Source organism: Actinomadura rugatobispora (genome assembly GCF_055379765.1).
The window spans coordinates 11744160-11757912 of sequence record NZ_AP029191.1; the positions used below are offsets into that span (position 1 = coordinate 11744160).

Genomic DNA, 13753 nt, shown 5'->3' on the forward strand with positions numbered 1-13753 from the left:
GCGGCGGTTCAGGCCCGGCCGACCGAAGGGGTGACCGCCACCGTGCAGGGTGAGTGCTGCAACAGCGCCGTGCTGGTCGCCCCCAGCACCAGGGACCTCACGGTGCCGGTGCCCCGGTCGCCCACGACGGCCAGATCGGCCCTCTCGGCGGCCCGCAGCAGGGCGGTCCGCGGGCCCTCCATGATCAGGGAGGTGTCGACCTCGACCCGCGGGTACTTGTGCCGCCACGCCGCGACGGCACGTTGCAGCAGCGCACCGCACGACCGTTCCAGCTCCTCGTGATCGGCGAACAACGCCAGGTCGGACCCGGCGACCGCGCCCGGCTCCCAGCATCCGTGGACCGCCTCCAACCGCCACCCCCTCAGCGCCGCCTCCTCGAAGGCGAACGCCAGCGCCGCGTCGCTGCCCGCCGAACCGTCGACGCCCACCATGACCCGGCCGTGCACGGGCTCGGCCGGGCGCACGGTCACCACGGGCACGTGCGCGCGCCCGGGCAGTTGCAGGACGGTCGACCCGATCAACGGCGATCCCTGTTCATGCGAGCCGATCACGACCAGTTCCGCCTCGTACGACTCGTGCATCAACGCCGCATAGGCCGGTCCGTCCGCCAGCCGCTTCTGGATGCGCAGCGATGGTGCCAACTCCCGCGCCTGGTGCACTCCGCGCTCCAACACGTGCAGGCCCATCCGCTTCACGGTCTCCTCAAGGTCCAAGTCGACATGGCCGATCGGATAGGGCCAGCGCCAGCAATGGCACACCACCAGCTGGCTGCGCCGAAGCCGGGCCTCCTCCACCGCCCAGCGCAGCGCCCGCTCGCCTTCCTTCGTCCCCTCATAACCGACCAGCACGCTCGGATACATGGCCCCTCCTCACGCGATGGCGACGGGCGTCGCCGTCGTTCGAACCCCTGAGTTCAGGCTCGGGCCATCGCTGCGCGGCAGGTAGAGGCGAAAGTCCCAGGCCATCGCTTCGCGAAGGGACCAAAGCCTCTTGGCCCGCGAACGTGCCCTGGACGAGGGTCGAAGGGGAGCCGGCCAGGAGACCGGCAGCCGCACCTCAGCGAGAACGGCAAGGAACGAGCACGATGACGGGTGGACTGATCACCGACCTGTACGAGCTCACCATGGCGGCGAACTACCTGCGCCGCGGGATGAACGGCCCGGCCACCTTCAGCCTGTTCGTCCGTGACCTGCCGCCCGATCGCGGGTACCTCGTCGCCTGCGGGCTGGAGGACTGCCTGGCGTTCGTGGAGGACTACGGCTTCACCGAGGAGGACCTGGACTACCTCCGCGAGGAACAGCACTTCGACACGGCGACGCTGCGGGCACTGGAGAAGCTGCGGTTCACCGGCGACGTCTGGGCCGTTCCGGAAGGCCGGGTGGTGTTCCCCGGAGAACCGCTGCTGGAGGTGACCGCCCCGATCGCCGAAGCACAACTGGTCGAGACGGTCGTGCTCAACCACCTCACCTTCCAGACCTCGATCGCCACCAAGGCCGCCCGGTGCGCGCGAGCGGCCGGTGCGGCACGGGTCATCGACTTCTCCTTCCGCCGCACCCAGGGCATCGACTCGGGGCTGGCCGTCGCCAGAGCCTCCTACATCGCCGGTTTCGCCGGCACCAGCAACGTGGAGGCGGCCCGCCGCCACGGCCTGCCCGCCGTGGGCACCATGGCCCACTCCTTCGTCGAGGCCTTCCCCGACGAACAGGCGGCCTTCGAGGCGTTCACCGCGGATTTCCCCGACCGGACGACCCTGCTGGTCGACACCTATGACACTCTCGACGGCGTCCGCGCCGCGATCCGCACCGCGCTCCGCGCCGGCGGGCCCGGCCTCCTCAGCGGGATCAGGCTCGACTCCGGAGATCTGGGCGCCCTCGCCGTTCAGGCCCGCCATCTGCTGGACCAAGCCGGCATGTCCGGTACCCGCATCGTGGCCAGCGGCGGGCTCGACGAGTTCAGCATCGCCGACCTCACCGCCGCCGCGGCGCCCATCGACGTCTACGGGGTCGGCACCAGGATGGGCGTATCAGCCGACGCGCCCTCCCTGGACAGCGCCTACAAACTGGTGGCCTTCGAGGGCCGGCCGGTCATGAAACTCTCCACGGGCAAGGCCACCGCCCCCGGCGCCAAGCAGGTGTATCGCAGGGCGGAACGCGACGTCATCACGCTGCGGGACGAGCCCGCACCGCACGGCACGCACCCCCTGCTCCTTCCGGTGATGCGCGGCGGCCGCCGGATCTCCCCAGCCGAGCCCCTCACCAGGGCCCGGGAACGATGCGAGGCAGACATCAATGCCCTGCCCGCTCCGATCACACGGCTGCGCCGTCCCGAAACCGCCACTGTGCGGCTCAGCCCACGGCTGGAGCAAACCCGCGACGACCTCCGCGCGGACCTGCTCTCCAGAGTTCGGCAGGCCCGCACACGCGAAATGATCGACGACGGCGCATGACGCGCTCAGCGCTGTCAGCAAACGCCGACCAACAAGGCAACCGGTCGCCTACCCCACTTCGGCCGAGATTGTTCGCGCCCCGCCTCGCGAAGCGAGGGCTTGGACCTCCGGCGTAGTCAAGAAATTCTCGAAGCAAGTTCGTGACATCATGCCCGATCGTGAGCAGGACAAAGGGAACGAATATCTTCTTTCGGTCTGATGGCGGTGGCGGTCCTCTGTTTGGGGGCATGCTCGGTCGGAGCCGAAGGCACCCCCTCAGGGGCCGGGCAAGGGGCCAATGCGGGGGCACAGCGTCCATCGCCTAGGCTCCCCCCTCGACGCGGTGAGCAGCGAACTTGAGCGCTCCTGGCCCGCCTACACCGCCGTCTACCGGGCTCTGACCGACGGCCACGTGTTCGACGGCGAGTCATACTCCGGCACCTGGCTGGTTTGTGTCCAGACCGAGGACGCCCGGGCCGAGAAAGTGGAACTCGGCTTCCTTCCCCCGCAGGTCCCCTGCCCGGCCGGCGGGCAGGTCGGCAACTGGCCCGCGGTGCCGAATTTCGTCGGCAAGAGCGGCACAGAGGCGAAAAGCACTGCCACACGGATCGGCTTTCCCAACGTCAGCAGCGAGCCCATCGTCCGCGAGGGCTGTGACGACCGCGAACACCTCGAACGCACCGTCTGCGGCCAGACCCCACCCGCCGGGCAGAGCATGCGTGAGCACTACGGATCAACACTCGCCCTACGGGTCGCCTACAGCAGAGGATCCTGCACGCCCTAGGACGTATTTCGGTAGAACGGCATCGGCCGAGCAAAAATCCGAGCCTCAGCATCTCACCTGTCGGCGTGGGACGGTGCGCTGCCCCACTCCCACGCCTCCATCAGGCCGACCTATTTCGCCAGGTGTTCACCGAGCTATCACTTGCCCTGCCCAAGCGCTTTGAGGGCGCGCTCGAACGCCCGTGCGTGCCCCGCCTCGTCGCGCGCATTGTGACGAAACAGCGCCGCCACCTTGACATCTCCGACCTTCTTCGCACGTCTGGCAAACGTCGGATATATCATGCGGGACTCGTACCACTCACCGGCGACGGCCTTGGTGAGGTTGGCGCGTGTCTTGCCGACGAACCCGCGAAGTCTTGCCTCCGCGGCAAAGTGCTCGCGCAGCTCCACGGCGGCGGCACCGCGGAACAGACGCGCCACCGCCCGGTTGCGGACGTGCCGCGCGAACCAGAGGTACTTGGCGTGGGCCATCGCCTCCCCGCGCATGGCCGTGTCCAGGTTGCGCAGTGTCCGCTTCGCCCGGACCTTTCGAGGGCCGGCGGGCACCTGCACCGCTTCGACCTTCGGCGGCGCCGGAACCTTTCCATGGCCGGTCTCCACCACACGCAGCGCGGCCCTGAAGGCGCGCAGATGCGTGCCCTCGTCACGGGCGATCTCAGCGAATCGTGCGGCGGCTTCGCGGTCGCCGTCGATCTTGGCCTCACGAGCGAACCGCGGATACATCGTGCCGTGTTCATAACTCTCGCCTGCGATGGCGTCGCGCAGGGCGGCCACGTCGCCGCGCGGCAGGCCACTCAGCTTGGCCTCTTCGGCGAAGTGCTCGCGCAACTCCACGGTGGCCGTCCGGTCGAAAAGGCGAGCGACCGTCTTCCGCCCCTCCCGCCGGGCCTGCACACCGTACAAGCGGTAGGACGCGTAGGCGAACGCCTCCCCTCCCATGGACTGCCGCAGGTCTGCCAGGGTCTGGGGCTTTGGTGTCCGGCCCGGCGGCGCACTGAACGATCCGGGCGTCGCGAAAGCAGCCCCCACGGGGGCGCACAGCATCAGCACGATTGCAGCCGTGGCGATACTTCGTGTGGGCAGATGCGCCATGAGACCCCCAAGTCCACGCGAAACCACTCTGAGGGGTTTCCTGACTACCCTCCGCGACCACGGGTAGTGGCGATCTGCCGAAACCTGATCGAGGCTTGACGGCAGACCCCGGCGCCCATTGCCCATCCCGTTCGTCAGCAATCAGTCACCCGTCCGAACTGAAAGACGGTTCAACTGCGTGGATTGCCGCCAAGTCTCCAAAACCACCCACATCGTTGATGGGAAATGTGTTGGCTGGTCAGTGCTGCCTACCGTTGAACCATCCAGCCCGTCGTAGGGTGCGAATGCCCCGGCAGGGGCGATATGACTCGCCGCCCGCCCTCCGCGTGACGACGAACGAGAAGTCCCCGCCTGGCACGGCCCGGTGGTCGACCGGGCCCGCCCCCTCGTCCACCGCCCCGGACGCCGCGGAGATCCCGACAGACAGGGCAGACCGGTCCGTTCGGTGAGCAAGTGGATCTTCGACCCAGGCACCCCGGTCGACAGGTTTCGAGCCCGTCAGCCCCCCTTTCGTGGCCCGAACGTTGACCGAGTCGATCGCGCACCGCGACCAGTTCAGCGCCCCCGCTGCGCCCAGTTCGTCCAGCATCACCCGGTGCAGCTTGGCCCACACCCGCGCATCGCTCCACTCGAGCAGCGGTAGATGGTCTGCCAGATGGCGCCAACCACCGGCGGGCCCTGCTGCCAGGTGCAGCCGGTGGTGGCCACGAACACGATCAGCACCCACCGCACCCTCCGGCACCGCCACGGCCGTGACCACCGGACCGGCCCGTCGACCTCGCAGGACCCGGCGCATCCAGCCCTGCCCGTCACGCCGACGGCACCCGCGTCCAGGGCCTGGAATGGCCGCAGCCGACGGGCGGATCGGCGCGGTCGAAGGCATAGCGGCAGCTACTTGACCGCGGCGTCCGGGTACTGGCTGTTCCACCACCTCACCGCGCTACGGCAGCGACGCGCGGTCCGCCGAGCGGGTCGTGACCGAGATCGAGGGGGCAGGCGGGCGCGCGTTCGCCGTCGGCGCCGCCCTGGGCGTTCCCGGTGACGTCGACACGCTTTTCGCGGGCCTTGAGGCCAGGCTCGACAAGCACCTCGGTGTCCCCCCGGAGGAGACCACGCCTGAGCGGTTCGACTAACTGGTGGCGGTCAACCTCAAGGCGCGTTCTCCATCATCCAGCGGGCGCTGAATTCTGGGCCTTCGCGCTCGCCGCCCAGCTCGTGGCGGTCGTGGCCGCCCTCACCGCCGCTTGGGGATGTCGCGCACGGGCCGGGCCCCGCGCGGGCGGCTTCGAGCCGCTCACAGAGAACGGTGCATCATGTGGAGCCCGACATAGCCCTTGTCGGGGTGCCGGAAGCCCTTTGGCACGGTGCCCAGCACCGTGAAGCCGAGGGACTCGTACAGCTTCACGGCCTGCACATTCGTCTCGACGACGGCGTTGAACACCATCGCGCTGAAGCCCGCGGCCTGTGCCCACGTCAGCGAGTCCTCGCACAGGGCCCGGCCGGCTCCACGGCCCTGGTGCGCCGGATCGACCATGTAGCTGGCACTGGCGATGTGTGAGCCGTTGCCCGCACGGTTGGCGTACATGTTCGCAGTGCCGACCACCGCTCCGGTGGTGTCGACGGCGACGACCACACGCCCTGGGTCCGGGACGAGCCACATGCCGCGGGCCTCTTCCTCGTCAACGTCGAGTGGGTAGGGGAATGTGGCCCCCGCCGCAACGATCTGGTGAAAGAACGGCCAGATGGCGGGCCAGTCCTCGGCCGTGGCTTTTCTGATCAGCATGCTCTGCGATCTCCGCAACGAGGAGAAGGACGCATGGCCGAGCGGGCGTGCACCGGCGATCGAGCCGGGCGGACGCCTCCGTGGATCCCGATATCGCCGCCCGGCTGTGCCTTGCGCATGTTCGCTCCTTTCTCAACGGCCTGGGCTTGCGGGCGTGCCATGATTCGCCGGTTGGCTCGCGGGCGGCGTCAGCATGGAACGCGGCACCCTGCGGCGCGTGGACTCGTGGCCGAACCATCACGCCACATGCGGGGCGGAATGTGCCGAACGAGGTCATGACGCCACCGGTGCTGGTGCGCGGATACCTTCGGCCGCTCTCTGGCGGCCACATCACCGGTCGACAGCAGGGTGCCCACACGGCAGCACGCCCGTGAGCCGACGGGCTGGGGATCGCTTACCTCATCAGGGCTGGACGGGCGGTGCGGGCGCCGGCCCGTGGGGCTGTGGTCGAGTCGGGTGCTGGTCGACCGCGGCCACCGGTTGGCGGGACGCGCGGCCCGCGTCCGCGGCGCCATCGGCCTTGACGCGTTGCCCGCCGTGGATCACCAGGGCCCAGGCAAGGCAGGCGAAGGCGGCGATGTTGGCCAGGGTGCGGACGATGTGCCAGGCCATCCACGTGCTCTCGAAGTCGGCGCGCACGGCGGCGAGATCCTTGATGCGCGCCGGGTCGCCGGCCTTGTCGATCCGCTCGTTGAGCGGGATGTTGGCGGCGAAGGTGATGACGAACGTCACCAGGTAGAGCGCCAATCCGGCGATGATCCACGGTAGGGCGTCCCGGCCGTGCCCGCGCCAAGCGAGATACGCCGCCAGCCCGCCGAACAGGATCGCGCCAAGGAAGCTGAGGAAGAACCAGCCGTTCTGGATGGCACGGTTGAGTTGCTGGACGGCCTCGACGAAGGTGCGGTCACTGCTGCGGCCCAGCCCGGGCAGGATTGTGTAGGCCCAGTCGGCCATCAGCCCGGCGACCATGCCGGTCGTGAGCGTCGCGGCGATCAGCGAGACCGTGGACAGGTACTTCATGATCATGCTCCGTTCCAGACTCCGGTGGCGGCAGTGCGCCGCGCGTGGTCGGCGAAGTCGGTGGGCGGGCGGCCGATGGCCCGCTGGACGCCGTCGGTCGGATGGGCGTTGCGGCCGTCCAGCACGGTGGTGAACAGGTAGGCCAGGAACTCGACCACGTCGCCCGGCAGTTCCTGGCGGGCCGCGACCGCGACGTCGGCGATGTCCTCGACAGGCTCGGGCACGTCGCCCGCCGGCAGCGCGACCTCACCGCCCCGCACCATGTCCAGCAGGTGGTCCTCGCTGAAGTTCTGCGCGAACCAGCTCGACCGCACCACCGTCAGGTCGGCCCCGGACGCTCGTACGCGTTCTTCGGCGGCCTGTGACTCCTGCCCACCGCGGCCCGACAGCAGCACCAGCCGCCGGGCGCCGGAGGCGACCGCCATGTCGGCGAACGCGCCGCCCGCGTCCGCCGCCCCCGGCGTCGCCAGATCCGGGTAGAACGCTTCGGTCTCCTGGACCCGAGGGGCGGGGTTCTCCCGGTCGAACGGCGGCTCGCCGGACCGCGAGCCGATACGGACGGCCATCCCGCGGTCCTGAAGCCGCCAGGCCACCCGACGGCCGGTCTTGCCGGTGCCGCCGAGCACGAGAGTGGTGTTCATGGACGGATCACTCCAATGAGCGGTTGCGGACCTGCTCAGGCCCGGCAGGGGGATGAACGTGCGGGGTTGCAGGAGTCGGTGGACCTGGTCTCGTTGGCGCCCCTCGGGCGGATCCGGCCCAGCCCGTGGGCAGACCGGTGCTTCTCGGGGACGCGTTCACCACGAGCGCGCCCGGGCGCCGCACTGCCGCCCGCTACTCCCCGTGGCGTAGCGGACGTGCCGCCCGACGGGTGACGACGCGGGCCGGGCGGGGGCCGCACCATCGCCGGTATCGCAAGCCCCTTCGTGAGCCAAGGAGCGCAGTCATGCACACGCCCCCTCTCAACCGGGCAACGCTGGTCACGGTGACCGGACTGGCCGCCGGCGCCGTCGGCCTGGTGATCCAGAAGGCGGCCGGGGTGGAGATGCCGCCCGTGCCACCCGGCCTGATCATCCTGACGCTGGTGGCCGCCCTGGTCGCCGTGACCCGCCGGCCCTGGACCCTCGTCCTGGCCGTCCTCGCAGCCCTGGCCGAGATACCCGGTTTCGTGGGCAGCGCGATCGACGCCGACACGGCCGGCGAACTCGGCGGGGCGCTGGTCCGCGGCGTCGGCGTCACCACCGCCCTCATCGCGGGTATCGCGGCCGCGGTCATGGCATACCGCTCCCCGCATCGGTCCCCGAAGTCGGCGGCTCGATGACCCTGCTCTCCGCTTGCCCGTCCCGGCCCCTCCTGGGACGGGCAGAGCACGGTTGCCATGCGGTCGAGATGATGCTCTCGCGGCCCCGCTTTCGGCGTGCCGCGGATTGCGGGTCGAAAAGGTCGCTGTTCGGCGTCCGGGCATCAGGTGTCACGTGGGGCTGAGGAAGTGGCCGTCGGTCCTGATGACTTCGCCGGTCGTGTTGGTATTGGCGGCGGAACAGAGGAATACGATCAGGCGGGCGACGTCATCGGAGCGGTTGATCGCCCGGGTCGCGGCGGCACGACCGGGCTTCTCGATGAGCTCGGGTGGCACGTGTTCGTCGCCGGGAGTGAAGCCGGGCATGACCAGGTTGGACAGGATGCCCGCGCAGGCCAGTTCGCGGGACATGGCGCGGGTGAGGCCGTGCAGTCCGGACTCGGCGGCGATGTAGGGGGTGCTGTCGGAAAAGCCGTCCTCCACCGGGCCGGTGGAGACATTGACGATCCGGCCCCACCGTTCCTCGCGCATGTCGGCCACAACGGCGCGAGCCAGCAGGTAAGGACCGATCAGGTTGGCGTTCACCGAAGCCGTGAACCGTTCGGCCGGTGCGGTTTCGAAGAGTTCACCGGGTATTGCCCGCCCGGGCCTGCGCACCGCGTTGTTGACGAGGACGCTGATCGGCCCGAGTTCCCAGCGGGCGTCCTCGACCGCCGCCTCCAGCTCCTCGGGCCGGGCGGGGTCGAGTCGAAAGGAGATCGCGTGGCCCCCTCGCTTCACTGCGAGGGCGGCGGTCTCCTCGGCCGCCTCACGGTCGGTGTGGTAACCGACGGCGACGCATGCCTTCTCCTCGACGAAGGCCAAGGCGGTGGCTCTGCCGATGCCCGAACCGGCGTCGGTCACGAGCACGGTCTTGTCCGTCAGTCCCAGCTCCATCCGTTCTCCTTCGGTGTTCGTTCACGGGTACTCACGGCCGCTCCGTGCACCCCTATCCGGGGACGGTTCGCCAGAATCGGCACGCGCCGCCTCGTGCCGTAGTCGGTGAGCAATCGTCGCCATGGCCAGGCTGGTGGTCGGGTGACGGGTGTGCGGCTACCGGTCGAGGACGGCCTTGGCGGGGCCGAACATGTCCCGCAGGATCCGCGGATAGGAGCCGGCGGTGACCGGCTGTCCGGTGCCGTCGTACTTGGCGGCGACCGCGGCCCGCCCTGGTGCCGCCGTTGAGCAGCGGGGCGTCGGTGACGATGCCGAGGCGCATCGCGGTCAGCGGCTGGCACGGCGGCGCCTGTGTGTCCGCGACGGGCAGCCACGGCATGTCGGCGACAGGGCGGTCGAGGGTGAACACCTTCTCCTGTCGATGCCGGTGAGCCGCTGGTGTCGTGTTCCCGGGTCCAACCCGTCCTCCCGTCGATCGGCATCGCCGTCGCCTGCCTGGTGCGTTCCCGTGGGCTTGCTCGCGGGGTGGTCAGGCCGGTGCCGTGATGGGTTCGAGGATGTCCGCCAGGGCGTAGTGCGGGCGTCCGCGTGGCGGCGGCATCGCGTGTACGGCGAATCGCGTCCGCCGCCTACGTCGAGATGGGGACGCCTGAGACCGGGGCCGCCGGTATCGTCGAGCCGGTGACCGGTGGGAAGCGCCGCTGGCGGAGATGGGCGGCAGAGGGCTGGATATGCCTTCCGTTCCTGGCGACCGTGCTGATCGCGACCGGGCCGGCCGCGGAATTCCAGCATGGCTCGGCTCGCTCACCTGACGCCGCGGGCTACGTGATCGTGACGGCGGCGGCGCTGGCGCTGGCGCTGCGGCGCTGGCCGGGCATCGCGCTGGCGGCCAACACGGCGTTCGTCGCGACCTATCTGGCGGCCGGTTATCCGTTCGGTCCGGTGATGCTCACGGTGCCCGTGGCCGTGTACGGGGTGGCCTCCCGTTGGCCGCTGCCGCGCGCCGCGCTGGCGGCCGCCGCCGATCTCGGGGTACTGATCGTCAGCCTGTTCGCCAAGCGGGTGCGTGACGCGGCGGGCGTGCCCGCGGGTTCGGGTTATTACCCGATGCCCAGGGACGCGATCGTGTGGGGATCGATCATCACGGCCGCGCTTGCGGCGGGCGCGCTGTCGCGGGCCCTCCGCCAGGCCGCCACCGGGGTGCACGCCGAGCAGGCCCGCCGCGTGGTCTCGGAGGAGCGGCTGCGCATGGCGCAGGACCTGCACGACTCGATCGGCCACGGGCTCGCGGCCATCGCGATGCAGGCGGGTGTGGCACTGCACGTTCTCGACCGCGATCCCGAGGAGGCCAGGCAGTCCATGAAGGCGGTGCGGGCCACCAGCCGCGAGGCGCTGGAGAACCTGCGGGCCCAGCTCGACGGGCTTCGGGACATGGGGGCGGCCGCCAGGGCTCCCGCTCCCGGCCTGAGCGACCTCGGCCGGCTGACCGAACGCGTCAGGGCCGGAGGGGTGACCGTGCACGCCGACATCGCACCGGACCTGACCAGCCTGCCCACCGCCGTCGACGCGGTCGCCTACCGCATCGTGCAGGAGTCCCTGACCAACGTCCTGCGGCACGCCGGCGCAGTGCCGGTACGGATCCGGATCCGGCGGGAGGGCGACGCGCTGCTGCTGGAGGTCACCAACACCGGCGGTGCCGCCGGGCCCGCCCCACCCGGAAACGGCCTGGGCATTCTCGGCCTGCGCAGCCAGGCCGAGGTGCTCGGCGGCACGCTCACCGCCGGGCCGGACCCGGACGGCGGGTTCGGTGTCCGGGCCCGCCTGCCGCTGGAAGGGGACGGGAGGTGAGCGCCACGATCCGCGTCATCGTCATCGACGACCAGGCGCTGATCCGGGTCGGCGTACGGACGCTGCTGCGTGGCGAGCCCGGCGCCGAACTCGTCGGCGAGGCCGCCGACGGGCGCACCGGTCTGCAGGTCGTCCGCGCCCACAGACCGGACGTGGTGCTGATGGACATCCGGATGCCCGGCCTGGACGGCCTGGCCGCGCTGCGTGAGATCACCGCCGATCCCGCGCTGGCCGCGGTCAGGGTCGTCATGCTCACGACCTTCGGCCTTGAGGAGTACGTGTTCGAGGCACTGCGGCACGGCGCAAGCGGGTTCGTCCTCAAGGACGCCGAGCCCGACGAGTTGCTGCGCGCGATACGGGTCGTCACCGAGGGCGGTTCGCTGCTGTCGCCCTCGATCACCCGCAGCGTCATCGCCCAGTTCGCCCGGCAGAGGCCCGGCATGGCGCCTCACTCCGGCATCAAGCAGCTGACCGAGCGGGAACGCGAGGTGGTCTCCTGGGTGACCACCGGAATGTCCAACGACGAGATCGCGGTCCAGCTGACCATCAGCACCGAGACCGTGCGCACGCACGTCGGCCGGGCCCTGCTCAAACTCGGCGCCCGCGATCGCGCCCAACTGGTCGTCTTCGCGATGCTGTCTGGTCTCACCCCTCCGGTAGACCCTCCAGGTATGTGAGGTGCCCCGCCCCCGTGGACGGAGGCACCGTCACCCGGAAAGCATCGCCGTGGTCGTCGCCCAGCGCCGGCAACGGCCATCTTGGGGGCCACCAGCCAGGCGCCGTCAGCGGGATGGGCAGTGCGGGGCCGGCCGACGGCGGGCGTCCATGTTGGCTGCCGTGAACAATCAGGGGAGAACGGCCGCGCCGGCGGACAGGCTCGGGTGGAGGTCCGGTCAAGGCGAATCGTGCGCGGTAGTGCTGTGAGGGAATTGCGGGCACGGATGGGTGCTGCTCCGCCGGAGAGCGGAGTCATGTCACCCGGTCGGGGCGTAGATCTGGTTGTTCACGCCGGTGGTGAAGGTCTCGGATGTGTCAAGGCGCAGTTTGATGGTGTCGAGGCCGTCGAACCAGCGGGCTCCTTTGCCGACGATGATGGGATGGACGAAGAGCTGCAACCGGTCGAGCAACTGCGCCTTGAGCAGTGACCGTACGAGGGTGAGGCTGCCGGTCACCGCGATGTCCTTGCCCTCGGACGCCTTGAGCGCCCGGATCCCGGCGGGTATGTCACCGCTGATGATCTCGGTGTTGTTCCAGGTGGCTTCGGTCAGGGTGGTGGTGACGACGTACTTCTTCTGGCCGTTCATGAAGTCGGCGAACTCGTCGTCGCTCGACGGCCAGTAGGCGGCGGACTGCTGGTACTGGACGCGGCCCAGCAGCATCGCGTCGGAGGCGGCCATCGCGGCGCCGACGGCTTCGCCCATCTCGTCGTTGAAGTAGGGGAAATGCCAGGTGTCGGGGTCTTCGGCGACGCCGTCCAGCGAGACGAACAGACTTGCGGCGATCTTGCGCATCGGATGCTCCTCGGACTGGTTGATCCCGCGCGGGGATCGGTGGAACGAGCCGGTCGCCCAGCTCGCGTCTGGGGGGTGAACCGTACCGTACGGTACTAGAGGGTGAACCGTACGGTACTGTACGACCATGGGGGTGTCAATCAGTCGCCCCGGGCGCGAACCAGGAGGGCCGAGAATGCCGACAGCCGACACCTCCCACACGGGAGCCCGCGCGGGCGGCGAGGACGGTGCCGCCGCGCAGACCCGGCGCCGGATCATGGACGCGGCGTTGGAGGTGTTCCTGCGCGACGGCTACGTGGGCGCCAAGACCGACGAGATCGCCTCGACCGCGGGGGCGTCGAAGCAGACGATCTACAAGCACTTCGGCCGCAAGGAGAATCTGTTCGAGCAGATCGTGCTCGACCGCCTCAGCGACATCGGGGAGATCTTCCAGACCGCGATGAGCGAACTGGCGGCCACCAGCGACGTCGAGGCCACTCTGCGGGCGGTCGCGCGGGAGTTCGTGCACACCCTCACGCAGCCGTCGTCCCTGCGGGTGCGCCGCCTCGTCATCGCCGAAGCCAGCCGCTTCCCCAAGCTCGGCCGCGCCTACTTCGAGGCGGGCCCCGAACGCGTGCACGCCGCGCTCTCGTCGTGCTTTGAGGTACTGACCGGCCGCGGGCTGCTGCGGACCGCTGAACCCGTCCTCGCGGCCAACCACTTCACCTGGCTCGTCATCTCCGTCCCGGTCAACAAGGTGATGTTCTGCGGCGACGACATCCGCTTCCGCCCGGAGGAACTCGATCACTACGCCGACGAGGCCGTCCGGGTCTTCCTCGCCGCCTACCGCGCACCCGAATAGCCACCGAGCAAGGAAGAGAACCAAGGAGCCGGAGGTACCGGTCGACGGCACGGACGGCCGGGTGTCCGAACCGCACGGTGCGCTCCTTGTTTCCCTTCCCTCGTACGAGGACCTCGCGGCGGAGCGGGTCAGGCCAGTTCGAAAAGCCCGAGCCCGGTGGCCTTGAGCAACCTGGCAAGCTCCTCCTCGTGGGACCACCACGTGAAGAACTGCT

The 13753-nt window shown here is 69.9% G+C and carries 14 protein-coding genes and 1 pseudogene; 7 read left to right on the top strand and 8 right to left on the bottom strand.

Annotated elements, in window-relative coordinates:
• Positions 1-8: 8 nt before the first annotated feature.
• On the bottom strand, positions 9-860 hold the full coding sequence (locus tag ACZ466_RS52665) for a universal stress protein (RefSeq protein WP_378283958.1): 852 nt from the start codon (positions 858-860) through the stop codon (positions 9-11).
• A 224-nt stretch (positions 861-1084) separates the two neighbouring features.
• On the opposite strand from ACZ466_RS52665, the gene ACZ466_RS52670 reads away from it, so the two are divergent.
• Together ACZ466_RS52670 and ACZ466_RS52675 are read left to right on the top strand one after the other, a co-directional pair.
• Positions 1085-2446, top strand: coding sequence for a nicotinate phosphoribosyltransferase (locus tag ACZ466_RS52670; protein ID WP_378283959.1), 1362 nt, complete (start codon positions 1085-1087; stop codon positions 2444-2446).
• Between the two features lie 322 nt (positions 2447-2768).
• Positions 2769-3209: a PASTA domain-containing protein gene (locus ACZ466_RS52675; protein WP_378283960.1), complete on the top strand. Its 441-nt coding sequence runs from the start codon at positions 2769-2771 to the stop codon at positions 3207-3209.
• Between the two features lie 137 nt (positions 3210-3346).
• Here the strand turns inward: ACZ466_RS52675 and ACZ466_RS52680 are convergent, their stop codons facing one another.
• Both ACZ466_RS52680 and ACZ466_RS52685 read right to left on the bottom strand, forming a co-directional pair.
• Positions 3347-4300 carry a ferritin family protein gene (locus tag ACZ466_RS52680; protein ID WP_378283961.1) on the bottom strand — a complete coding sequence of 318 codons (954 nt, stop codon included), beginning with the start codon at positions 4298-4300 and terminating at the stop codon, positions 3347-3349.
• A 400-nt stretch (positions 4301-4700) separates the two neighbouring features.
• Positions 4701-5091, bottom strand: a pseudogene (locus ACZ466_RS52685) (transposase family protein); the annotation flags it as partial.
• A 183-nt stretch (positions 5092-5274) separates the two neighbouring features.
• Here ACZ466_RS52685 and ACZ466_RS52690 point away from each other — a divergent pair.
• On the top strand, positions 5275-5433 hold the full coding sequence (locus ACZ466_RS52690) for a Rossmann-fold NAD(P)-binding domain-containing protein (RefSeq protein WP_378283962.1): 159 nt from the start codon (positions 5275-5277) through the stop codon (positions 5431-5433).
• Between the two features lie 161 nt (positions 5434-5594).
• Here ACZ466_RS52690 and ACZ466_RS52695 read toward each other — a convergent pair whose 3' ends face one another.
• The 3 genes from ACZ466_RS52695 to ACZ466_RS52705 all read right to left on the bottom strand — a co-directional run bounded on the left by ACZ466_RS52695 (position 5595) and on the right by ACZ466_RS52705 (position 7744).
• A complete protein-coding gene (locus ACZ466_RS52695; RefSeq protein WP_378283963.1) occupies positions 5595-6083 on the bottom strand; it encodes a GNAT family N-acetyltransferase in 489 nt (162 codons plus the stop codon).
• A gap of 402 nt (positions 6084-6485) precedes the next feature.
• The gene (locus ACZ466_RS52700; RefSeq protein ID WP_378283964.1) at positions 6486-7103 is read right to left on the bottom strand and encodes an anthrone oxygenase family protein; all 618 of its coding nucleotides are present in this window, start codon (positions 7101-7103) and stop codon (positions 6486-6488) included.
• Positions 7104-7105: 2 nt separating this feature from the next.
• A complete protein-coding gene (locus tag ACZ466_RS52705; protein WP_378283966.1) occupies positions 7106-7744 on the bottom strand; it encodes an SDR family oxidoreductase in 639 nt (212 codons plus the stop codon).
• A gap of 305 nt (positions 7745-8049) precedes the next feature.
• Here ACZ466_RS52705 and ACZ466_RS52710 point away from each other — a divergent pair, with 305 nt between their 5' ends.
• Complete coding sequence (locus ACZ466_RS52710; RefSeq protein WP_378283967.1) at positions 8050-8424, top strand: hypothetical protein; 375 nt, start codon at positions 8050-8052, stop codon at positions 8422-8424.
• Between the two features lie 150 nt (positions 8425-8574).
• Here the strand turns inward: ACZ466_RS52710 and ACZ466_RS52715 are convergent, their stop codons facing one another.
• Positions 8575-9339, bottom strand: coding sequence for an SDR family NAD(P)-dependent oxidoreductase (locus tag ACZ466_RS52715; RefSeq protein WP_378283968.1), 765 nt, complete (start codon positions 9337-9339; stop codon positions 8575-8577).
• 681 nt (positions 9340-10020) lie between these two features.
• On the opposite strand from ACZ466_RS52715, the gene ACZ466_RS52720 reads away from it, so the two are divergent.
• Together ACZ466_RS52720 and ACZ466_RS52725 are read left to right on the top strand one after the other, a co-directional pair.
• The gene (locus tag ACZ466_RS52720) at positions 10021-11187 is read left to right on the top strand and encodes a sensor histidine kinase (RefSeq protein ID WP_378283970.1); all 1167 of its coding nucleotides are present in this window, start codon (positions 10021-10023) and stop codon (positions 11185-11187) included.
• Positions 11184-11864: a response regulator gene (locus ACZ466_RS52725; RefSeq protein WP_378283971.1), complete on the top strand. Its 681-nt coding sequence runs from the start codon at positions 11184-11186 to the stop codon at positions 11862-11864. Before ACZ466_RS52720 ends, ACZ466_RS52725 begins: the two co-directional genes overlap by 4 nt.
• A 297-nt stretch (positions 11865-12161) precedes the next feature.
• Here the strand turns inward: ACZ466_RS52725 and ACZ466_RS52730 are convergent, their stop codons facing one another.
• On the bottom strand, positions 12162-12698 hold the full coding sequence (locus tag ACZ466_RS52730; RefSeq protein WP_378283972.1) for a dihydrofolate reductase family protein: 537 nt from the start codon (positions 12696-12698) through the stop codon (positions 12162-12164).
• A gap of 175 nt (positions 12699-12873) precedes the next feature.
• Between ACZ466_RS52730 and ACZ466_RS52735 the strand changes: the two genes are divergently transcribed.
• On the top strand, positions 12874-13539 hold the full coding sequence (locus ACZ466_RS52735; protein ID WP_378283973.1) for a TetR/AcrR family transcriptional regulator: 666 nt from the start codon (positions 12874-12876) through the stop codon (positions 13537-13539).
• The last annotated feature ends 214 nt before the right edge of the window (positions 13540-13753 follow it).